Raw genomic sequence first — 22,212 nt, 5'->3', positions numbered from 1 at the left:
CGGGCTTGAGCACCCGCAGGGACTTCTCGAGAGTCTCCCCACCGAGGCTGTCCAGCACCAGGTCGTAGCCGGTCAGGAGCTGCTCGAAGTCCTGGCTGCGGTAATCGATCACCGTGTCCGCGCCGAGCGCGCGCACGAAGTCCGCGTTGGAACCGCTGGCGGTCGTGGCGACGCTCGCCCCGAGGTGCGCGGCGAGCTGGATCGCGATCGAACCGACCCCGCCGGCCCCGGCGTGGATGAGAACCTTCTGCCCGGGCCGCACCTTCCCGCGCTCCACCAGCGCCTGCCACGCCGTGAGCGCCACCAGCGGCAGCGAGCCGGCCTCATTCATGCTGATCGAAGCGGGCTTGAGCGCCAGGTCGCCCTCCGCTACGGCGATGCGCTCGGCGAACGTGCCGATGCGGTCCTGGTCGGGCCGACCGTAGACCTCGTCTCCGGGCTTGAAGCCGCGAACCGCCGTCCCGACGCTGATGACAGTGCCCGCGACATCGTTGCCCAGGATCAGCGGCAGCTTGTAGGGCAGGATCTGCTTCAACTCACCGGCGCGGATCTTCTCATCCAGCTGATTCAGTCCGGCGGCCTCCACCCGGACGAGCACGTCGTGCTCCCCCACGGTGGGTTCGGGGACGTCCGCCTCCTGCAGCGGCTCCTTGTACTTGGTGACGACGAACGCTCGCATGGGGCACTACTCCTTGTCTTCATCCTGTTTATCCGGGCGTGAGGCCAGATCGGCCAATTCGGCGTGACATGGGGCCTCGCCTCACTCCATTAACCCGAGTGCACTCAATTATGAGTCGACTCGGAATTATTGTCAAGGGAGGTCCCTTGGGACGCGGCCCACATGCCGATCGGGCGCCGCGAGCGGGCCAAACAGGCCAAGCGCGAGCGCATCACGACCGCAGCCCGCGAACTGTTCGCCGAACACGGCGTCAGCGGGGTCACGACACAGCAGATCGCCCGCCGGGCCGACGTCGCGAACGGCACTCTTTACCTGTACGCGTCCACGAAGGCCGAGTTGCTGATCATGGTGCAGAACGAGAAGTTCGCCGCCGCCATCGACGTCGGCCTCGCCGCCGCGAACGCCACCGTCGGACAGGGCGCAATCCGAAGCCCCGAGCCGCAGTTCCGTCCTGTCCGGCCGTGCCCGCAGGTCCGCCCCGTCCCGTTCGGCCGCGCCCGGAGTTCCGGGACCGGTCGGTCCCGGGGCTCCAGTCCCGCTCCACCTGCCCGCAGCCGACCCGGCCGGGGCGGCCGGCGTCAGGCGACGCTCAGGACGATCTTCCCGGTGGTGCGGCCCTGCTCGCCGATCTCGTGCGCCTTCGCGGCCTCGGCCAGCGGGACGACGGTCTCGACCACGGGCGTGAGCGCGCCCCGCTCGGCCAGGGCGGCGATCTCGCGCAGACCCAGGTGGTCGGGCTCGACCAGCATCCACACCGCCCGCACGTGGCCGGGGACGTCGGCGGGGACGTCGTCGGGGCCGGGCAGGGTGATCAGCCGGCCGCCCGGGCGCAGCACCGTCAGGGACCGCTCGGCGTTCTGGCCGCCGAGCCCGTCCAGCACCACGTCCACGTCCCCGACGGCGTCCTCGAAGCGGACCGTGCGGTAGTCGATCACCTCGTCCGCGCCCAGCTGCCGCAGCAGGTCGTGCTTGCCGGCGCTGGCCGTGCCGATGACGTACGCGCCGCGGGCCTTGGCGATCTGCACGGCCAGGTGGCCGACCCCGCCGGCCGCCGCGTGCACCAGCACCCGCTCACCGGCGCGCACCCCGGCGGTGTCCACCAGGGCCTGCCAGGCGGTCAGCGCGGCCAGCGGCAGCGCCGCCGCCTGCACGTGGGTGAGGTTCGCCGGCTTGGGCGCGAGGTGGCGGGCCGGGGCGACGACGTACTCGGCGTAGGCGCCGGCCTGCCGCGGGAACAGCGGCATGCCGTACACCTCGTCCCCGGGGCGGAACATCCCCACGCCCGGTCCGACGGCCTCCACGGTGCCGGAGACATCCCAGCCGACCGCCGGGACCTGGCCCCACTCGATCAGGGCCCCGCTGGCCCGGGTCTTGAAGTCCACCGGGTTCACACCGGCCGCGTGGACCCGCACCAGGACCTCGTTCAGTCCCGGCTCGGGCCGGGCGACCTCACGCTCCACGAGCACCTCCGGTCCGCCCCACTGCTCCACGACCACCGCACGCATGCTGTCCGCCTCACTCTTTTCCGTCTTGATCGGATACCGGCCGCCCGGGCCCTTCCCGGCGCGACGCAGTCCACGATCCGGCACCCGCCCCCACCATGGTGTTGGCCGTCTGGCCACTATGTGACAGGATCTGGCCATGAGTGAGATGCAGTGGCCGTGCACCGACCCCCGCCCCGACCCGAGCGCCGACGCGGCCGGGCGGCACCGCATCGCCGTCCTCGCCCTGCCCGGCGTCCCGCCCTTCGAACTCGGCATCCCCTCCCGCGTCTTCGGCAGCGTCCTGGACGCCGGCTCACGCCCGCTGTACGAGGTCACCGTCTGCACCGCCGACGGCGCCCCGGTCCTCAGCGACGCCGGGTTCACCGTGCAGCCCGCGGCCGGTCCCGAGGCCCTGGCCGCCGCGGACACCGTGATCGTCCCGCCCACGCACGCCATGCCCGAGCTGGGCCGCGGCGGCCCGCTGCCGCCCGAGGTCACCGCGGCCATCGCCGGCATCCGGCCCGGCACCCGCCTGGTGTCCATCTGCGCCGGCTCCTACGTCCTGGCCGCCGCGGGCCTCCTCGACGGCCGGCCCGCCACCACCCACTGGGGCCTCGCTCCCGAGTTCCGCCGCGCCTACCCCCGCGTCAAGGTCGACGAGGAGGTCCTCTTCGTCGACGACGGCGACGTCCTGACCTCCGCGGGCGTCGCCGCCGGCGTCGACCTGTGCCTGCACATGATCCGCCGCGACCACGGCGCCGCCGCCGCCAACCGCGCCGCCCGCATGTGCGTCGTCCCGCCCTGGCGGGACGGCGGCCAGGCCCAGTACATCGACCGCCCGGTGCCCGAACCCACCGTCGGCACCACCACCGCCACCCGCGCCTGGGCCCTGGAACACCTCGGCGAACCCCTCTCCCTGAACCGCCTGGCCGAACACGCCCGGATGAGCCTGCGCTCCTTCACCCGCCGCTTCCGCGACGAGGTCGGCATGACCCCCGTGCAGTGGCTCACCGCGCAACGCCTGGAACTGGCCAAGCAGTTGCTGGAGACCACCGACCTGTCCATCGACCTGATCGCCCACCGCTGCGGCTTCGGCTCCGCCAACTCCCTGCGCGCCCACATGCGCGCCGCCTTCGGTGTCTCACCCGCCTCCTACCGCCGCACCTTCCATACCGACGACCTGGTGGAAGCGGGCGTCTGAGGACACATCAGCGCCGCACATACCCGCTCCGCGGGCCGGCCGGGATCCGCCTGATCATCCGCTGCCGGTGCCCCCTCCAGCGGAGGCCAGCAGCATCATCGCCCGCCGGTAGCGCACCGAACTCGTGCTGCCCCGGCGCACCATCTGCTGCAGCTTCTGCCCCTCGTGGTCGGTCAGTCTGCGCACACGGACGGGCTCGGTCACCGCGCCTCCAGCGGTCGGATCGGATGTCACCGCACATGCAACCGCCACGACCGCCGACCCGGCGAAACTATGCGGTCACAGCACTAGCGGACTGCTCACGTGCCGCGAGAACCTGCTGCACACGCGCTGCCAGCTGCTCGGCGGGCAGCGCGTCGGCCAGGATCTGCCACAGCCGGTGACGGGGCAGACGACCGACGCTGCCCGTCCAACCTGCGGCATCCAGTTCTGCCAGCACTTCCTGCCGCCACAACAACCGAGCTAGCGCCAACGGCTCCACGGCAGGGCTGGGCTGAGCTGTCCGCACCGGAACCAGACCGGATTGCCGCCGGGCGCTCTGGGCGAGCAGCACGCCCCACCACGGGGAAATGAGCGCCGATGCCGCCGGCCAGGCCGCCTCGGTGGTCACCAGCCAAGAACGCGCGAAGATGCGGTCGTAGAAGGCAACTTGGCGCGGCAGCCGGGCCATCCGATCCAACGGGCCCTTGATCTCAAAGCCCTCCAACTGCGGAGCAACTACAGCCACATCAGCCCTAGCTTCCCCGTTGCACAGACCGAACTCTTCCCGCAGCACCGCCTGGCGCCACCCCGGCTGCCCAAGGATCCACTCCCGCACCGCGGGTCGAATATCACCGTCCCGGGCCAGACCGCTCCGCACACTCACCCCAGCACTTTAGACACGCTTTCACCACTCACCTGCACCAGCACGCCGTCGCCTGCTGTCGGGCCGCTGTGACGGCGGGACTCGCCGTCCGTTGAGCCGGGCAGGAGCCGGGCGAAGCGTGCTGCTCCCACGACTTCGCTGTGCGCCGCCGCCTGCGACGGCATCGAAGAGTGCGCCATGCGCTCGGTTCCGTACCGCGTGGACTCGATGGAATGGTGAGGTGGTTTTCTCTCATGAAGGGGCATTTTGGGGCGAGTCGGTCGCCCGGTAGCTCTCCCATGGTGGCGAGTGCTGGTGCTGAGGTCGCGCTGCGCTGGAGTTGCAGTTGCGGGTACCGTCTATGCCCTAAGCAGGGGTGATGAGGGGGACGCGTGACATCCCAGGTGGTGTCGTATGCACTGGATGCGGACACGGTGGTCCAGTTTGAGATTGAAGCGACGGATGACTGGCGGCAGGTCAGTGTCGATCAGGTCGTAAGCCGTGTGGATGAAGCAGCCCGGCCTGCGGTGGAGGCGGCGCAGCGGATTTTGGCGCAGATCGCTGCACTGCGTCCAGCCGAGGTGGAGGTGTCCTTCGGTATTAAGGTCAATGGCACGGCCAACTGGCTGGTTGCCAAGGCCGCGTCGGAGGCGAACTTTGGGGTGAAGCTCACCTGGCGTCCAGGCGCCGATGGGAGCGAAGGCGAGGGCGCGTCGGCATGACCGGGCAGCGCCGGCCGGGCGTGCGCCCGCCGTCGGATGTGTGGGTGACGGCCATTCACCAGGCGGCAGATGCCGGGCGTCCGCTGGGGTCGGGGTTCCTGATCGACACGCGCCGGGTACTCACCTGCGCTCATGTAGTCCACGATAAGCACCACGTGCGCAGTGAGTTGTGGGTGACGTTTCCTAAGGCTGAGGAGCTGATGCACCTGCGGGTGCCGGTCGAGCAGGTCGTGGCACCACCGGCGGATCAGCAAAACGTCCAGGACGTGGCCGTCTTGGTGCTGGCTGAGGAGATCGCGCCGGAGTATGCGGCGCGGCTGCGGCGTCCAGCGGCGGGTGACCTGGTGGACCATTCGTGGTGGTCGTTTGGCTTTCCCGATGGGGTGTTGGGCAACTCAGCGGATGGCAGTGTGGGTGAGGCGCTCGGCTTTGGTTGGGTGCGCCTGGACACTTCCTCGCGCTATCCAGTCCAGCCGGGCTACAGCGGTGCTGCGTTGTGGTCGGCTGACTACGACGCTGTAGTGGGCTTGGTGGGGCAGGCACGCCGTGATTCGGGAGATGCGCGGGCGTTAACGCTCAAGGCGGTTGATCTAGTGCTGCCAGAGCAAAAACTTCGCTTGTTGACGGACTGGTCGGTAGAGGCAGCCGGGGATGCGGCGCTCTCGGCGTGGGGGTGGACGCTGGCCGGGGACGCGGAGTCGGGCCGGCATTGGCGCCCACGGGCGCGCGGGGTCAGCACGGATGCTGAGCGCGGATTTCGCTTCCGCGGACGCGACGCGGCCTTGACGGCGGTCGTTGAGTGGATGACGACGCGGGAGTGGGATCGACGCCAGGTGCTGGTGGTGACCGGCTCTCCGGGAGTGGGCAAGTCTGCGGTGCTGGGGCGAGTGGTGACGACCGCTGATGCCCAGATCGCAGCGGCATTGCCAAAGGAAGATCAGGGCGTGCGGGCGCCAGTGGGGTCGGTGGCGTGCGCGGTTCATGCCCGCGATAAGGCGGCGGTGGAGGTGGCGCGTGAGATCGCTACCGCGGCTTCTGCTCGCTTGCCTGAGCAGGTCAAGGAGTTGCCCGAGCTGCTACGCGAGGCGTTGGCGAAGGATGCGCGCGGGAGCTTCTGCGTGGTGATTGACGCCTTGGATGAGGCAACAACCCCCCAGCACGCGCGCGTGATCTTGCAAAGCGCGATCGCCTTGGCGGAGACGTGCGCGGATTTGGGTGTGCGGGTGGTGGTGGGCAGTCGCCGCGTGGATGATGCGGGAGATCTCCTGGCACCGTTCGAAGGCGCGCTGAAGATCATTGATCTGGACCTGCCGGAGTTCTTCGCACCCGATGATCTTGTTGCCTACGCGCTGGCGACCTTGCAGCTGGTGGGTGATGAGCGGGCCAACAGCCCTTATCGGGACGACGAGATCGCCACGGCGGTGGCGCGGCGCATTGCCGAGATGGCGCAGGGCAACTTCCTGATCGCTGGCCTGGTGGCCCGCTCGCACGGCATGCGCGACGAAGAGGCGATCGCGGTAGAGCAGCTGCGTTACACCGGGACGGTGGAGTCGGCGCTGCGGGACTATCTCTTGCGGCTGCCTGACCTGCAGGGGGTGCCGGCGCAGGACTTGCTGACCGCGTTGGCGTATGCGGAGTCCCCCGGGCTCACGCTGTCTTTGTGGCGGCGCGTGGTGCAGGCCATGACGGGACAGGCAGTGGACGAGGGCCAGCTGTTTAGCTTCGCGCGGTCGGCGGCCGCTAACTTCCTGGTGGAATCGAGTGATAGTGCGACGCGCTCGGGCAGTTTCCGTCTCTTCCATCAGGCCCTGAACGAGGCACTGTTGGCCCATCGTGCCGCGGTGACGTTGCTGGAGCACGATGAGCGGATCATCGCGCGGGCATTGATGGATGCCTCTGGCGGCTCTTCGTGGGCGAGTGCTCCAAGTTACGTGCTGCGTTCGTTGCCGGGTCATGCAGCGCGTGGCGGCATCATCGATGAGCTGCTCCAGGATGATACCTATGCGCTCTATGCCGACTTGCGGCGGCTAGTGCCGGCCGCGAAGGCCTCCCTTTCGGCCGTCGGGCGGGCCAGGGCTCGCCTGTTGCGCAAGACGCCGCAGGCGCTGGAGGCGGGCCCCCGGGAGCGGATGGCGTTGTTCAGCGTCACCGAGGCGCGCGAGCAGCTGGGGCGATCCTTTCGCAATCGAGGCGAGCCTGCTCCGTACCGGGCGGTGTGGGCGGTGGGGGCGCCGCATGCCGAGGACATCGTGTTGGAGGGGCACACCGCCTGGATCAATGCTCTTTGTCCGGTGCCGCACGGCTCCAGGATGCTGCTGGCCAGCGCCAGCAATGATCACACCGTCCGCTTGTGGGATGCCGATACCGGGGAAACGGTACGGATACTGACCGGACACACCGGCCCCGTCCGCGCCCTGGCCTGCCTCACCCGCCGCGGTCGAACGCTGCTCGCCAGCGCCGGCACCGACCACATCATCCGCCTGTGGGATCCGGTCACCGGACATTGTGTGCGCACGCTCACCGGGCACAGCGCGTATATCAATGCCCTGTGTGATGTGCCCGTCGGCTCCAGAAGGCTGCTGGCCAGCGCCAGCAACGATCACACGGTCCGCTTGTGGGATGCCGATACCGGGGAAACAGTACGGATACTGACCGGACACACCGGCCCCGTCCGCGCCCTGGCCTGCCTCACCTACCGCGGTCGAACGCTGCTCGCCAGCGCCGGCACCGATGCGACGATCCGTTTGTGGGATCCGGCCACCGGCAAGGCGGTGCGCGTCCTTGCCGCAGATGCGACATGGATCAACGCTCTGTGTCCCGTCGTGGTGGGTCAGCAGATACTGCTGGCCAGCGCGGGCAACGACCAGGTGATCAGCCTGTGGGACTGGCAGGCGGGTGCCCTCGTCCGCACGGTCGAGCAGCACACCGACTGGGTGCGCGCCCTCACATCGTTCCCGTTGGGCCGGCGCCCTGTCATGGCCAGTGCAGGACATGACACTGCGGTGCGCTTGTGGGACAGCAGCAGTAGCCAGATCGCGCCGGACGGTTTCGAGGGCCATACCGACTGGGTGACCAGCGTGTGCGTGTTGGCCTGGGGCGAGCACACGCTGCTGGCCAGCGCCGGCAATGACAGCGCGATCCGGCTGTGGGATGTCCAAGCCGGACCGCCCTTGCCCGCTGTTGATCAGGGCGAGGCGGTTACGGCGGTATGTGCTGTGCCCAGCCACGGCAAGGCTTATCTGGCCTCGGCTGAAAGTGACCATCGTGTGCGTGTGCGTGACGTCGCCACCGGCGAGGTTGTCACGGTACTTGAGGGGCATGACGGCTGGGTCCGCACCCTGTGCGTTGTGCCCATCGGCGACGAACCTCACCTGGCCGCCGGGGGCGACGATGGCCGCATCCTCGTCTGGGACACCGCACGCGCAACGATCCTGCGCACTTTGACCGGTCACGACGACACTCTGACCGGGCTGTGTCCCGTGAGGGTAGGCGGACGCACGCTGTTGGCCAGCGCCGGTAGCGACCGCACGCTGCGGCTGTGGGATCCGGCCACCCACGCACATTGCCTAGCCCAGGCATCCTGGGACAGCGCCATCGTGGCCCTGGATACCCTCATCGTCGATGGCCAGCAGCTCGTGGCCGCCGGGTTCGAGGACGGCAGCATCGGTCTGTGGGACCCCAATCGCCGCCGCACACTGCGGGTCTGGGAAGCCCATGCCGAGCCCATCACGGCGCTGACCACCGTTTCCCTGCTGGGACAGCCCTTGCTGGCCAGCGCCAGCGATGATCGCACCATCCAGCTGTGGAATCCGGCCACGGGCAAGGCACGCCAACGTCTTGACGGACACACCGACAAGATCACCACTTTGACTACCGAGACGCACGGCCGCCATTGCCGCCTCATCTCCGCCAGCGACGATCGCACCGTACGGGTATGGGACCTTCAGACACCGCACCCCACCATGTCCATCACAGTGCACTCCCCCGCCTGGGGCGTGGCGGACTGCGGTGACCTTGTCGTGGTGGGGCTCAGTGATGGCCTCCTGGCCCTGGAACTCGGGTGAGGCGCCCTGCACGCCCACCCATCCCACCTTCGCCAACTCCTGTAATAGGCCCCGTGGTGCAGGCCGAGTGGGCCGCCTTGCCGTGGCAAAAGGTCCAACAACACACCGACGCGCAACGCCGTCAATGCAGTGGCCATGAAATACGGAAGGTCATGCAGAGCAAGACAAGGAGCGGATCGATGAAGACCCATGCCAGCACCGAGGACTTCTTGCCTCTACGATCCCTCACCTATGGTCGTGGGCGCGGGGATGGCCGCGCGAAGGGACACGGTCACCGCACGTGAGCAAGGAAATCGACGCGCTGTATGAGACGTTTCGGCTCGTACTGGAACTGTCCCAACCCACGGCCCGCCTGGAACAGTTCGGTCTGGAGCCGGCCGAGATTGACGGACTGCGGGTGCGCCACGCCCGTCGGTCGGCGCGCGACGCACACCACGCACCGGTGCCGGGGCAGGTCTCCCCCGGACACGCCTTCTGGTATGCGGGCCCGCGCGACGGCGACGTGTATTGGCCTGCGCTCCTGCGACAGCTCGAGGGCGCTGCGTTTCACCATGAGGCGCTCACGGGCCTAGATAACGCGTCCTCGCGGATCGTGGCGCGTCTGCATCACCCCAAGGAGCCGTCCTTTTCCGCCCGCGGTCTGGTGCTCACTTACCCTCAATCTGGGGCCAGCACGAACATCGCGGCAGTGATCTCAAAAGCAGCCGACCGGGGATACCGGCTCTTCATCGTCCTGGCTGGCATACATAATGCGCTTCGTGAACAACTTCACCAACGCCTGACACGGCAGCTCGTCCAGCCTCATCCCGAGCGTTGGGTAGAACTGACCACAAGCGAGCAGGAATTCCAGTCACCGCTCAACGCGATGAGCATCCTGGGCAGCAAAAGACCGGTGCTCTGCGTCGTGAAGAAGAACGTGGCAGTGCTCGGCAAACTCGCTCGCTGGCTCATGCAGGCTTCTAGTCTCCTCCACGAGTTCCCCGCGCTGATCATCGACGTGGATGCCGATCAGCCTTCCGTAGCATCGACCAACATCATTCCCCGCGTCAGCAACATGCTTCACACCCTGCCGCGCTCCGCCTACCTGGCCTATACCAGCAGCCCAATGACGGGTCTCCTCCTTGAGCCAGGCGCGACAGATCTCTTCCCCAAAGACTTCATCGTCGCCCTGCCACGGCCGCCTCACTACACCGGCCCTGAGATTCTCTTCGGCTCCGACACGGGTGAACAAGACGACCCGGAACAAGCCGACGACGGATACGACATGATCCGGTTGATCCCCGACCAGGACATCCCGCACCTACGGCCCGCCGCCCGAGAGGCCGTCACCGAGTTCACCCCCCAGCTGCCCACCACCTTGCGCCATGCAGTGGAGTACTTCTGGATGGTCGCCGCCGCACGCCAGGTCCGCGCCAGCGGCACTCCCCACAACACGATGCTCATCCACACCAGCAGCAATGCGACCGTTCACGCCAGCTTCCTCGCCCCGCTCCAGGCGCTGCGCGACCACACGGCTGAGCAGCTGTCCTCCCCCAACTGCCTCGCCTACCTGCGCCGCTCCTGGCAGCAGGAAACCCAACGGGTTCTGGCTGAAGACTTCGGTGAACACCCCGTAGATTTCGACGAGCTGATCGCCCACCTGCCAGCCGTGTTGCAGCACTGCCGCATCATCACGCATAACTCCAGCAACAGCGCTCACCATGAGGATGCTCCTCACTCCGCCACCATCGTGGTCGGCGGCGGCACGCCTCTGGCCCGCGGGCTCACTTGGGAGGGCCTGTCGGTGGGCTACTTCGTCACCGCCGCCTCCGCCTACGACACCCTGCAACAGATGGAGCGTTGGTTCGGTTTCCGCGCCGGCTACGGCGACCTGCCACGGATCTGGATGACCGAACAGCTCTCCGTATGGTGGCGCGAGATCGCCGACATTCAGACCGAACTGCGCCAGCAACTAGAGCGCGCCGCCATCGAGGACATCAACCCGCTCAGCCTTGCCGTGCAGATTCGGTCCCACCCGAAACTGCGCACCGTAGCAGCGGCCAAACGCAATCAGCCGCCTTCTTCCGTCTCCTACGGAGGCAAGCGCGTGCAGACTCACTACTTCCACACCAATGCCAGCTGGCTGCGTGCCAACCTCCAAGCAGCCCGTGACCTGGTGGCGGCCTCAGCCGCCCACGCCACCCTCACCGAAGACCGCCCTGACCTGGGGCGCTACCTCTTCCGCAACGTGCCAAGCGGGGTGGTCATCAGCTTCCTCGCCGCCTACCAGTTCCACGAGAAGTCTGCCGACACCGACCCCAGTCTCCTCATCGACTACATCCGCAAGCGCATCACCATGGCCGACTCGCTGCGTCAATGGAACGTTGCCATCATCGGCAAGCCCGCTACACACCCCGCCGAGACAATGACCTTCGCCGAGAACATCGCGGTCGGCCGAATCATCCGTTCCCGCCTCAACATCGCCTCACCACAAGTGGACTTCGCCGACATCAAAACCCTCATGAGCGCGCGCGATGCCGCCATCGACCTGACCGGCGATACCAGCAACCTGAACGAACAGACCATGAAACAAGCCCGGCGCGAACAACTGCCCCACACAGGACTGCTCGCCCTCTACCCCATCGACAAAACCTCCGCCCCCCTCCCCGCGAAGAAGCACCGCGCACCCCTCGACGCTGAAGACCACGTCATCGGCGTCGGTCTCGTCTTCCCCCAGCCCACCACCACCGACTCCACCGTCTAGCCGCCGATGACGCGCTCCCCCTGCCATTCCACGGCCGCACCCGACCGAGCGGCGCCTGAAGACCGCCTCAAAGCCATCGAGCGCGAGACCGAAGTTGCTTGACCCCTCTGCAGGTTCATCCATACGCAGCTTGGCACTTGAACTCGTACGCCGACATCCCGGGCAGCACGAGATACCGTGCGAGGGTAGGAGACAGGTCCACACAACTACACAAGCCCGAGATCATTAATCAGCAGAGCTTTGCCCAAAATGTGGAGGGCCCCAGTGAAGGTCCAGGAAAAGCGACGCAGGGCAGGCAGGCTGGGGCCGGCAGGCTCTGCCCGATGCTTGGTGAGCAGGCGTTGTCAGTGGTGATGGCGCTCCTTGAAATCGAAATCGGCCACCCGCTGCTCGGGGGTTACCCCAGACCTGCTCAATGGATCTTTCCACTCGTGCGGGCCTGACTGCGGACGGGTGCCAGAAGGACCGGTCCTCGGATCGCTACGCCAGACGGTCTCGTAGCGTGGAGTGACGGCCGGTCTGGGCCTGTCGCGGTACTTGCGTACACCTCACCTGCGAAAAACGCGGGGCGCCCTCCTGGGGGTGGCCCGCCGTCGCGGCAGATGAGAACAGGCCGCCCACCGTTGTCGGTGCCGGATGACACCATCCGGCCATGAGCAGCGAATCTTTCAACTGGCGCGAGTTCCTGGGACGGTGGCAGGAGGAGTGGGTTCCGCGCCCGGACGCCGACGAGGACGGGGACGGGGAGCAGGCCCTCGTCCGCCCGGGCAGGTTTGGGGCGGACGAGGCGGCGATCGCCGCGGCCGAGGAGCGGCTGGGGCGGCGGCTGCCCCTCTCGTACCGGGGGTTCCTGGCCGTGAGCGACGGGTGGCACGTCGACCAGACGGCCGGGATCTATCAGCTCGGCGGCACCTCGGACATCGACTGGTTCCAGGATCCGTTCGATATGACCCCGCTGTACGAGCAGAATCTGGGCGACCACCCGCGCAAGGAGGACGTCCTGCTGGCCGGGATGTGGCAACGGGCGCTACGGCTGGAGACGGACTCCGACATGTCGTACGCCCTGCTCGACCCGGGCGACAGCGACCAGGACGGCGAGTGGGCGCTCTACGTCTACAAGGGCTGGAGCGGTGAACTGCCGGACCGTTACCCCTCGTTCCGCGCGTACATGGAGGCCATGTACCGCGGCTTCCACTCCGACCGGGTGGAGCGAGCCGACTTCGTGAACGCGACCACGCGCGCCCAGGACGCCCATGTGGAGGAGGCCCGCCTGCTGGCCCTGCGCGGACGGTACGAGGACGCCATACCCCTGCTCGAAGAGGCGCTGTCCTTCGGAAGGCCGCGAAGCGCCGTCCTGCTGAACCAGCTCCGGCATCTGCTGGCTCCGAGCAGCTCCCGGGATTACGGCAACCTGGTGGCCGACACGCGCTACCTGCCCGAGATTCTGCCCGTGGAGGCCATGACGCCGGCGCGCAGCGCATGGCGGCCGGGCGGGGACGAGCACTGGCTCGGGATGATGACCGCCCGCGGGGCCGCCCGGAAAACCGCCGAGGGCGTACTGAGCGCGATGCGGGACGGCACCCATCGCTACGCGCCTGCCGGTCCATGGGGCCGGGCCGTCGCCGAGGCCCGGGAGTCAGCCCGCTGGGGGGCGGCCGACGCCGCGTGGCGGGTGCTGCGGGACGCGCTCCCGCTGTGGGAGGCGCCGGGGCCCTTGCTGATCGCCCCGCTCGGCGTGCTCGCCGATCCGGTCCTGGGGGCGCTGATCACTCCGGAGCGTGGGCGGGAAATCCTCGCGACACCGCGGGGCGGAGAGAGGGGACCCGCTCCCGAGCCGGTGCCCGATCTCGACCCGCCGGGCCTCGCCTGGCTGACGGAACCGGCCGCGAACCAGCAACCGTTCGACGGCTACCGCTGTGTCTGGGTCGAGGGGATCGACCCCGCCCGCCTGCCCGCCCTGATCGGCGAGGAAGGCGCCGAACTGAGCGCGCCCGTGGACCCGCAAAGGGCTTCCTGGCGGGCACTGAGGCCCCACGAGCGGGAGGGCGTGGAACTCTGGGAGGACCGGGCCGTCGTCGCCGTCGGCCGCACGAGTGAAGGGTGGGCCTTCGCATTCGACGGCCACTGCCACCACTACCTGAACGAGCTGTTCCTGTCCCCCGCCTCGGCCGCCTCCTCGTCCGGCCGCGCAGTGGTGGTGTGGTCCGACCCAAGGCGCTCGTCCCCCGGTGACCACCCGGCCGCGTTCCAGCTGTCGGTGGCCGAACACGGCGAGGAGCTCTACGCCTTCACCGTGCGGGGCACGGAGATCCAGCGCTCCGGCGCGATACCCGAGGCCCTGGACCCCGCACGGCTGTTCCGCCCGAAGGACACTGAGCTGGACAACGAACTGCGTGTGTTGCAAGCCCTGCACACCGAACTCGGGCTCTCACTCCCCCGCTTCGCGCTGACCCACGGCAGGCTCCACACCTTCACCACCCGGTCCTGGACCCGGGCACCACGCGCGGGCGAGGGCTTCGCCTATATCAGCTTCGTGCGGCACCGGTCCTGAACGCGGGCGGGCCCCCGTGGAAGGCGGGCCCGCCGGCGACGACCGGCCGTGGTCTCAGCTCAGGTTGATCGCGCGGGCGCTGGTCGCGCCCATCTCCTGGGCGGCCTTTGTGAGGACCGGCTGGGGCACCCATGTCGTGAACGGCCAGGGTTGCTGTTCTCGTATAGCCACGGCCAGTGGCGTCTGTAGCCATCCGCCTGACCAGTACGCGAGCATCGTGGCGGGCAGCCGCGCCCGGATCACCGACGACCTGCGCCCGGCCCTGCTGCGTGGGCTCACCGGCACCGTGCAGCAACGCAACCGCACCGGCGGCCGCGCGGGCTTCATCCTCGACGAGGAGTTCACACGCCGCCGGCGCACCGACCCGCGCAACGGTGAGCGGGTCAAGCCCCCGCTATCGCATCTCCGAGGACACCAAACGCTTCCGGTTGCCCGGCAGCGGCCTCCCCCATTACCTGCCTGGAACTGATCGAGGACTGACCGCCTCACCTGCCGCCGGGCAGGGCGGGTCCGTTCGGGTCGCCCTGCCCGGCGGTACCAGCGGGCCGCGAGATCGCGGCCGCCCGTCGTCAGACCATGCGAGGAACCGGAGTCGGCCATGGCCATTTCCCCCAGCATCGTTGCAGCAGCCAAGTCGTACGCGAGCGACATGAGCGGCGCGCCCCTTCCCGAGCCCGTCGCCCGCCGCCGATAGCGGTTCGCTGGAGCCGGCACACGCGGCGGCCAACTTCCTGAGCGCGATCACTCAGTCCCGAGCCGTTCCGCTGGCCGGGCTGCGACTGGACACGATCATCGGATTGATACTGTCCGGAAACTGCCGTCACGCTGGGAGAACATGACATGAGCGTCACCAAGCTTCTCAGACCCGCCCTCGCCGCCACTCTCCTGGCGTCAGTCACTGCCTGCGGAGCGTCATCCGTGCCGGACGTCTCGGCGAGCACCACGACCAGCTCGGAGGCCGCCGAGACGCGTCGTTCGGCAGACGCCGAGCCCGTCGCCGCCGTCATGCCTGATGTCATCGGCGGCAATGCCGGGCGGGCGTTCGAGCAGATGAGCTCCGAACTTGACATGGTCTTCAAAGACGCGAGCGGACAGGGGCGTGCGGTCAACGACCCCGCCGCGTGGAAGATCTGCGACTCCCAGCCTGGCCCGAACCAGCAGATCACCGAGTACCCGGTGGTCTTCGAGGTGGTGGAAGTGTCGGAGAGCTGCGAAGACGCGACGCCGAAATGATGTGTGCCTGACACTCTGACTCAGGCATCACGCCACGGTCTTCCACGTCATGTCCAACGGTGAGGCTCCCTTGGTCAAGACCGAGTGCGGCGGCTGCGATCAGTAGTTGACACCAGCAAGCCCGAACAGCAGCGGTCGACGCCGGACCCCGGTGGACGATCGGCCGAGGCGCAGGGGTGGCTAGTCGACGTTGGCAGACCCCCGTGATCGACCAGCATGGGCGAGACGTTCCGAATCCTCAGCCGGAGGCACGCTCCAGGGCTGCCTCAAGTTCCGCTACCCGCCGCGGGATGTCGAGGGAGCGGACCAGCTCCAGCGCCTCGCCGTACGCCTCCCGGGCGAGGGCAGGCCGGCTGGCGTGGAGGTGGATGTCTCCCAGGATCGTCAGCATCGTCGCCAGTCCTGCCTGGTCGCCGCGGTGCCGGTGGAAGTCGACGGCCGGCGCGAGGGTCTCCTCTGCGGCGGCGTACCGGCCCATCTGGTCGTATGCCAGGGCCAGATGCCACTGGCACCACACGATCTCGGCGGGGTCGCCCCGCCGCCGGCTCTCCTCCAGGGCGTCCGTCAACACGCGTGCCGCGTCTTCCGGCCGGTCCAGCCGCCGGTACGCGTCGGCCATGTGGGCAGAGAGCCAGATCTCGGCGCCCTTGTCGCCCCGCTGCCGGTAGATGGCCTCCGCCTCGGCGTACCGGCGCAGTGCGTCGCCGGGACGCTCCAAGTCGCACTGGAGGTCGCCGAAGTGGGTCAGGATCCAGCCCTGCTTGCCCTCGTCGCCCCGCGTGCGGGCGATCTCCAGCGCACGCTCGTACAGCCCGGTCGTCTCCTCGCGGCGCCCCAGGATGCGCCGTGCCTCGGCGAGATGGATGAGCGACCCCAGCTCCGCGGACTCGTCGTGCAGCGTGCGTGCCGCCTCCACCGCCATGGCCTTGACCGCCTCCATCTCCTCCCACTGGCTGCGGTAGAAGAGCAGCCCGTACAGCGGCTCCACCAGGCGCAGCAGCAGCTCCCACTCGTGGCTCTCGTACGCACGGCGGATATTGGCCTGGACGTTGAGGTGTTCCGCCGCGAACCAGTCGATCGCCTCAGCGGGCAGGTTCTCGTGGGCTTGCGGGCGGCTCATCCAGGTGTCCAGCCGGGTCGCGTACCAGTCCAGGGAGCGCCGGAAGGCCTCGTCCCGCTCGGCGGCCGGTTCGGTGCGCTCGGCGTGCTCCCTGGCGTACAGGCGCAACAGGTCGTGCAGCCGGTAGCGCTCGCCGACGGGGCCGTCCACCTCGACCAGCTGCCGGTCGGCGAGCTCGCCGAGGAGACGTCCGGCCTTCTCCTGCCCGATGCCGGCGCAGCGCGCGGCCAGTTCGGGCACGAAGTCGGCTCCGGCGAGCAGGCCGAGATACCGGAACAGCCGTCGGGTGTCCTTGCGCAGTGCCCGGTAGCTGATCTCGAAGCTGCTGCGTACTCCGGTGTCCTCGCCGTCCAGTTGGCCCTCCAGCTGCGAAATGCGCCGCCGTTCGTCGGCGAGCAGTCCGGCGTGCTCCCTCAGTGGCCGTCTGCGCTGGGAGAGGGCGATGAGGTTCCCTCCGGTGATGCAGATGGCCAGGGGCAGCCCTCCCAGGAGGGTAACGATGGTGTCCGCGGCGTCGCGCTCGCGGGCGACGCGCTCGGCGCCGACGATGCGTTCGAACAGCCGCAGCGCCTCCGTGTCGGGCAGCGGTTCGACCTCCACCCGGTCCGCGCCCTGGACAGAGGGCAAGGCCGAGCGGCTGGTGAGGATCGCGGCGCTACCCGGTGCCGCGGGCAGCAGGGGGACGACGCGGGCCGCGTCGGCCACGTTGTCGAGGACGAGGAGACTCGGACCGGCTCGCAGATGGTCCTGGAGTTGCTGCCGCCGCGTCAGCGCGTCGGGGGGAAGGTCGTCGCCGGACTGCCCGAACGCCTGCAGGAGCTCGATCATGGCCGCCTCCGTCGACACGTCGAAGCCCTCGCCGCCGAGGTCGATCCGGATGCGGGCGTGCCAGAAGGTGGGCGCCAGGCGGTGGGCGATCCGGGTGGCGAGTTCGGTCTTGCCGACGCCCGCCATGCCGTGGAGGACCACCACCGGGGCGCTGTCCTCGAGTTGGTCGACGAGCAGGCCGGTCGCCCTCACGATGGCCCGCTCGCGATCGGTGAAGTTCGCGCGGGCCCGGCCCAGGTTCATGTGCCGGGTGGTGCGCGGCAGGGCGTCGGCGGGGATGCGCGGCAGGGCGACCCAGTTGTCCGCCTGCAGGTCCCACCACCACGGTGTCCCACGCCCCAGCTCGATCAGGCCCGTCAGGGGTACCACGGTCAGGGTGGACGCCCCCTCGGGGAGGTGGTGCTCGCTGATGACGCCCACGGCCAGCGCGCCCAGCTGGGGGTCGTCACTGAACACCACTGCCCCGGACATGCCGCGCCACTGTGAGCCGTTCCTGCTGCCGGGTGTCCCTTCGGGCGTCGACTGGGTCCGGAACTCCAGCAGGCCGCGCCGCAGGTGGGAGCCCGGTGGGATGACTCCGTTGACCTGGGAGCTGTCGCGCAGGGGGCCGTCGGTGCCGGACTGCGGGTGCTCGTTCCAGCCGGGGTAGCCCATGGCCCAGCACTCGACCAATGCGGTCCGTCGGCGGTCGATCCTGGCGTACCGGACGGCGGGCATGTCCGTGAGGCAGGGGTGGTCGGCGACCCGCAGGACGGCGAGGTCCTGTGCGGGGTCCGCGGCGAGGACCTTTGCCGCCAGTTCGAACCGGTCCCCGCGCCGGACGCTGATCACGTCGTCCACTAAGGCGTTGGTGAGGACGTTATGCGCGGCGGTCAGGACCAGCCGGCCGCCGACAAGGCACCCGGAGCCCACGCTCCAGGGGCCGGTACGGCGTCTGCGGAGGACTTCCACCGCGCGCTCGATGATGGCGGTCACCTCGGTCGTCCAGGGTGTCCGGGTCAGGGCTTGACGAGGGAGTCACGTGTGACGCGCACCGGCCGTCCCGTACGGTCGGTCGGCGCCTCCAGCGTGATCAGGACCCGCTGGATCTCCTCCCTGCGGTACTGACCGTCGCCGCCGAGTTCCAGCACCCAGAACTTGGCGCGGCCCGTGCCCGTCGCCTGGTGTGTGACCCCGACGCTCAGCTCCAGTTGCACCTCGCCGACGCCGAAGCGGAACTCCGCGTCCGAGCCGGCGGCGACGGCTTCGGCCAGTTCCTCCCGCAAGGCGGCGATGGTCTCGGCAAGCCCAAGGTTCCCCACTGTGATCCCCCTGTGTCCGTGTTCCGCGTCGGCACGGCGCCGGACGGCCGCCGCGAGGGACGCGGGCCGCGGAGCGGAGAGATGCCTCCCGCCGTGCTGGACGAGTATTCCCAGGCGGACAGCGGGTCACGCGAGAATCCCGGGATAGCCCGCGGTGCGCCGCGTGCCGTGGTAGCGCGCTGGGCCCAGTCCACGCCGCCAGTGCTCCGTCCGCACGCCCTTCATGCTGAAGAAGGCGCTCATCCAGGCCTTCAAGCGGCGCTACGGGCTGTCGCCCCTGACGTACCGCTGGACCGCCGAGGCCACCCGACCTGATCCGCCACGCCGCGACCTGCGGGGCGCCCGACCCCGGGCTCGTCCGCCCCGACGGCACCCGGCTGACGGCGCTGGAGGCGCAGCTGTCTCCCATCACGGTGGAAGAGATCGCGGCACGCACCAGTCTGTCTGAGCGGGACGGGGTGCGGGTGTGCTGGTTCGGCTTCCGGCCCCGCCCGCGGGTGGGCGCCGTGCCCACGCTCCTGGTCCAGGCCCTCGAGGATCGGGAGCAGGTGTGGACGGTGACCGCCGGGTCGCCGGTCGGTGCGGCGCTGAGCGACGCGGTGTCGTGGATGCTGACGGGCCGGATCGTGCCGCACTGCCCCTCTCCAGCGCCCGGCTAGTCACCGACGAAGGCAACTGGTACGCGTGGGCGCAGGGCCATCGGCGGGCCGCTCAGCAAGCTCAGACCTGAGTGCTACAGGTTCCACGCCCTGTCCCCTGCCGATCACTGCCTGGGCGAGCTGGCTTACCGTGGCGAGCGAACATTCAGGGGAGGGTGGGGCTGTGGAGCGTATCGGCCCGTATGCCGTGGAGCGGGTGCTCGGTGCAGGAGGGATGGGAGTCGTGTACCGGGCGCGCTCGCGGGGTGGCCGTCTGGTGGCGGTGAAGGTCGCGCGGCCGGAGCTGGCCAAGGACAGCATGTTCCGTGAGAGGTTTCGGGCCGAGGTGAACGCGGCTCGGCGGGTGGGCGGGTTCCATACGGCGCCGGTCGTCGATGCCGATCCCGATGCCGAGCTGCCGTGGCTGGCCACCGCCTACATCGACGGTCCCACGCTGGCTGACGCCCTGGACGCCCACGGTGCGATGAACGAGCAGGCATTGCGGGCGTTGGGTGCGGCGCTGGCAGAGGCGCTGCAGGCCATCCATGCCTGTGGCCTGGTGCACCGTGATCTGAAGCCCGGCAACATCATCATGGCGGTGGACGGGCCGCGGGTGGTGGACTTCGGTATCGCGCGTGCGGCGGAGGATGCACGGCTGACGGCGACGGGGATTGGCATCGGCACCCCCGGTTTTCTGGCTCCGGAGCAGGCCGAAGGCCAGGCGGTGAACGGTGCGGCAGACGTGTTCGCGTTCGGTGCCGTCCTGGTGGCTGCCGCCGGCGGCAGTGCCTTCGGACACGGGACATCGGTGGCGTTGGTGTATCGCTCGGTACACCACGAAGCCGACGTCACTGCCGTTCCCGTCGCCCTGCGGGCCGTGGTTGATGCGTGTCTGGCGAAGCAACCAGCGCTGCGGCCGACTCCGGGACAGCTGCTGGACACCTTCACCGCTCCACCTGCCTCAACGGCCGGCTACACGCCGACCCTGCTGTCCACGCCCTCCATCCCGGCTCCGCCGCCCTATCCCCCGACCATCACCGCCTTCCCCGCGCCGACCGATGACCAAAGTGCGGATGGGGCTGGTGAGTTCCTGGCCATGGACCACAAGAACGCCGTGATCGCGGACGTCCATGGCATCTCCTTGGGCATCAACGGGCACCCCACTGACTTTCCCTGGCCTGTGGTGCGCACGGTCACGCACCGGGAAACCGGCCGCGGCTACGGCCTGACCATCACCGTCACCCTCACCAACGGCCACGCGTACAGCTGCCGCGTCACCACGAGGGACGAGGACCAGCTCGATGCGTGGATCGAAAACCTCAACGACGTTACAGTCCGTTACTGTCCTGCCCGGTAGACACCAGCGTGGGTATCCGTCGCGGTCTCCGGGCGTGGGCAGCGAACCAAGCCGTCCGCCTCGCCGACGCGGCGCTGTTCTCTCACGCCGGCGCAGATCATGGGCGGGGGCGGGCAAGTGCAGGAGGCCGCGTCCGGGACGGCAACGCTTCAGGCCCCGACGCCGTCTCCAGGAGCGTTGGGATGTCGGCCGGCCGCGCGGCTGGGCGGCACAACGACGCAGTCGTCTACGCCGGCAGCTGACGCACCGCATCGTCGTCCGTCACCTCGTACACGTCGATCCGCAGCAGCCTGCGGACATGGACCGGAACGCGCTCGGCCGCCTTGACGGATGAGGACGGCACGATGAGCGCATACCGTATCTGCGGTGCCTCGCTCGTCATGCGGCGCAACAGCTGCCCGTACGCGATGTCCGCGTCGATGCCCATCTCTCTGGTGCGGCCCTTGGCTTCACAGATGAGCCGCTCTGTGCCGCGCACGGCTTCAAGATCGGTCCAGCGGTCTGTGGGATCGACCGGTGTCCAGCCCTGGGCCAGCAGCCAGCTGCGGAACGCATCGGTGATCCGGTCCTCGTCGCTGCGGCGGGCCAGGATCTTCCTCAGCGCTGCCAGGTCACTCTCCTGGTTCCGGCGCAGGCGTCCGCGGCTGTCCGCCTCGAGATCGGCCGGACGAATCACTACCAGCCGCAGACCATGAGCGGGAATCTCGCTCTCGCGTCGGTCGTCGTACAGCGTCCGCTGCTTGCCGCGGTGGACACCACTTACGGTCAGCCTGTCCGGCTTGTCGAAGTGGGACACGGGCTGGTCGTGTTGCAACTCCCGGTATTCGACCACCAACTGATGGCCAGGCCAGAAGGCGTCGACCGGCAGCCTGGCCCGTCGGCCGCCGATGCCAGGATCGCCCAGCAGCCAATCGAAGGTGTGCTGCGTGAAGGCTGTCTCACCGAGCACCTGATTACACAGACCGACGACGTACGCCTCGTCACTGTCGTCCCTCTTCCCCATGACCGCGCATCTTGCCTCAAAGACCAGTGCGGATATGGGTGCGAGCCACGATTCAGCATCGCGGAATCGACGCTGCCCCGGTTCGAACGCCTGGCGCTGTCGGCCGTGCCCGGCAGGGAGCCGGGACGGCTGCAGGTCTCTGCCGGGCCCTCCTCGACGGCAGCCCGCGCACCGCCCCGGCAGGTGACACCGGCCGGATCCGGGCCGCTGTCTGCCCGCCTCCAGCCCATGGGGCGGCCTGCCGGCGGCCGGCCGTGGAGCGGGCGCTTGGGGTGGTGCGCAACCAGCAGCATCGCCAGTGCCGTCGGGCGAGCGGATCCCGGGGTCGCGGGGGGGGGGGGGGGGGCCTTGGGGGGGGGGGCCCGGGTACCGCCGGCCCGGGGGGGGGGCCCGGCTGGGGGGGGCCCCCCCCCCCCCGGCCGGGTTTGTCACCGGAGGATCATC

At 69.1% G+C, this 22,212-nt stretch carries 15 protein-coding genes and 2 pseudogenes; 10 read left to right on the top strand and 7 right to left on the bottom strand.

The window, feature by feature from the left end; genetic code table 11:
• A partial coding sequence (locus ACFWWR_RS41935; RefSeq protein ID WP_384309333.1) for an NADP-dependent oxidoreductase occupies nucleotides 1-679 on the bottom strand: 679 nt, incomplete at its 3' end.
• Between the two features lie 162 nt (nucleotides 680-841).
• On the opposite strand from ACFWWR_RS41935, the pseudogene ACFWWR_RS41930 reads away from it, so the two are divergent.
• Nucleotides 842-961: pseudogene (locus tag ACFWWR_RS41930) on the top strand (TetR family transcriptional regulator); the annotation flags it as partial.
• Between the two features lie 296 nt (nucleotides 962-1,257).
• On the opposite strand, the gene ACFWWR_RS41925 reads toward ACFWWR_RS41930, so the two are convergent.
• A complete protein-coding gene (locus ACFWWR_RS41925; RefSeq protein WP_267017442.1) occupies nucleotides 1,258-2,184 on the bottom strand; it encodes an NADP-dependent oxidoreductase in 927 nt (308 codons plus the stop codon).
• Nucleotides 2,185-2,320: 136 nt separating this feature from the next.
• Between ACFWWR_RS41925 and ACFWWR_RS41920 the strand changes: the two genes are divergently transcribed.
• Nucleotides 2,321-3,364: a GlxA family transcriptional regulator gene (locus ACFWWR_RS41920; protein WP_384309329.1), complete on the top strand. Its 1,044-nt coding sequence runs from the start codon at nucleotides 2,321-2,323 to the stop codon at nucleotides 3,362-3,364.
• A 72-nt stretch (nucleotides 3,365-3,436) separates the two neighbouring features.
• On the opposite strand, the pseudogene ACFWWR_RS41915 reads toward ACFWWR_RS41920, so the two are convergent.
• A pseudogene (locus ACFWWR_RS41915) lies at nucleotides 3,437-3,568 on the bottom strand (IS630 family transposase); the annotation flags it as partial.
• Nucleotides 3,569-3,635: 67 nt separating this feature from the next.
• A complete protein-coding gene (locus ACFWWR_RS41910; protein WP_384309327.1) occupies nucleotides 3,636-4,229 on the bottom strand; it encodes a sce7726 family protein in 594 nt (197 codons plus the stop codon).
• Between the two features lie 371 nt (nucleotides 4,230-4,600).
• Here ACFWWR_RS41910 and ACFWWR_RS41905 point away from each other — a divergent pair, with 371 nt between their 5' ends.
• The 6 genes from ACFWWR_RS41905 to ACFWWR_RS41880 all read left to right on the top strand — a co-directional run bounded on the left by ACFWWR_RS41905 (nucleotide 4,601) and on the right by ACFWWR_RS41880 (nucleotide 15,521).
• Nucleotides 4,601-4,930: a CU044_2847 family protein gene (locus ACFWWR_RS41905; protein WP_384309324.1), complete on the top strand. Its 330-nt coding sequence runs from the start codon at nucleotides 4,601-4,603 to the stop codon at nucleotides 4,928-4,930.
• Nucleotides 4,927-8,994, top strand: a complete 4,068-nt coding sequence (locus ACFWWR_RS41900; protein ID WP_384309322.1) for a trypsin-like peptidase domain-containing protein — start codon at nucleotides 4,927-4,929, stop codon at nucleotides 8,992-8,994. The genes ACFWWR_RS41905 and ACFWWR_RS41900 overlap by 4 nt, the downstream gene beginning before the upstream one ends.
• A gap of 280 nt (nucleotides 8,995-9,274) precedes the next feature.
• Nucleotides 9,275-11,737 (top strand): Z1 domain-containing protein, encoded by a 2,463-nt coding sequence (locus tag ACFWWR_RS41895; protein WP_384309320.1) that lies wholly within the window; start codon nucleotides 9,275-9,277, stop codon nucleotides 11,735-11,737.
• A 652-nt stretch (nucleotides 11,738-12,389) separates the two neighbouring features.
• A complete protein-coding gene (locus ACFWWR_RS41890) occupies nucleotides 12,390-14,288 on the top strand; it encodes an SMI1/KNR4 family protein (protein WP_384309317.1) in 1,899 nt (632 codons plus the stop codon).
• Between the two features lie 217 nt (nucleotides 14,289-14,505).
• Entirely contained in the window at nucleotides 14,506-14,757 is a 252-nt protein-coding gene (locus tag ACFWWR_RS41885) for a hypothetical protein (RefSeq protein ID WP_384309315.1), read from the top strand.
• A gap of 449 nt (nucleotides 14,758-15,206) precedes the next feature.
• Nucleotides 15,207-15,521: a hypothetical protein gene (locus ACFWWR_RS41880; RefSeq protein ID WP_384309313.1), complete on the top strand. Its 315-nt coding sequence runs from the start codon at nucleotides 15,207-15,209 to the stop codon at nucleotides 15,519-15,521.
• A 238-nt stretch (nucleotides 15,522-15,759) separates the two neighbouring features.
• Here ACFWWR_RS41880 and ACFWWR_RS41875 read toward each other — a convergent pair whose 3' ends face one another.
• Entirely contained in the window at nucleotides 15,760-18,444 is a 2,685-nt protein-coding gene (locus ACFWWR_RS41875; RefSeq protein ID WP_384309310.1) for a tetratricopeptide repeat protein, read from the bottom strand.
• 23 nt (nucleotides 18,445-18,467) lie between these two features.
• A complete protein-coding gene (locus ACFWWR_RS41870; protein WP_383876895.1) occupies nucleotides 18,468-18,770 on the bottom strand; it encodes a trypco2 family protein in 303 nt (100 codons plus the stop codon).
• A gap of 413 nt (nucleotides 18,771-19,183) precedes the next feature.
• On the opposite strand from ACFWWR_RS41870, the gene ACFWWR_RS41865 reads away from it, so the two are divergent.
• Nucleotides 19,184-19,429: a hypothetical protein gene (locus ACFWWR_RS41865; protein ID WP_384309308.1), complete on the top strand. Its 246-nt coding sequence runs from the start codon at nucleotides 19,184-19,186 to the stop codon at nucleotides 19,427-19,429.
• 163 nt (nucleotides 19,430-19,592) lie between these two features.
• Nucleotides 19,593-20,765 (top strand): serine/threonine-protein kinase, encoded by a 1,173-nt coding sequence (locus ACFWWR_RS41860; protein WP_384309305.1) that lies wholly within the window; start codon nucleotides 19,593-19,595, stop codon nucleotides 20,763-20,765.
• A gap of 226 nt (nucleotides 20,766-20,991) precedes the next feature.
• Here the strand turns inward: ACFWWR_RS41860 and ACFWWR_RS41855 are convergent, their stop codons facing one another.
• Nucleotides 20,992-21,768, bottom strand: coding sequence for a hypothetical protein (locus tag ACFWWR_RS41855; protein WP_383876889.1), 777 nt, complete (start codon nucleotides 21,766-21,768; stop codon nucleotides 20,992-20,994).
• Between the last annotated feature and the right edge of the window lie 444 nt (nucleotides 21,769-22,212).

Source organism: Streptomyces sp. NPDC058678 (assembly GCF_042714835.1).
GTDB lineage: Bacteria > Actinomycetota > Actinomycetes > Streptomycetales > Streptomycetaceae > Streptomyces.
The sequence above is the reverse complement of the archived record's forward strand: the minus strand, read 5'-3'. Positions and strand labels throughout refer to the sequence as shown.

Bases quoted from the DNA above. Each gene is read 5' to 3' on its own strand.
- ACFWWR_RS41925 (WP_267017442.1), bottom strand. From the start codon at position 2,184: ATGCGTGCGGTGGTCGTGGAGCAGTGGGGCGGACCGGAGGTGCTCGTG.
- ACFWWR_RS41920 (WP_384309329.1), top strand. From the start codon at position 2,321: ATGAGTGAGATGCAGTGGCCGTGCACCGACCCCCGCCCCGACCCGAGC.
- ACFWWR_RS41900 (WP_384309322.1), top strand. From the start codon at position 4,927: ATGACCGGGCAGCGCCGGCCGGGCGTGCGCCCGCCGTCGGATGTGTGG.
- ACFWWR_RS41890 (WP_384309317.1), top strand. From the start codon at position 12,390: ATGAGCAGCGAATCTTTCAACTGGCGCGAGTTCCTGGGACGGTGGCAG.
- ACFWWR_RS41855 (WP_383876889.1), bottom strand. From the start codon at position 21,768: ATGGGGAAGAGGGACGACAGTGACGAGGCGTACGTCGTCGGTCTGTGT.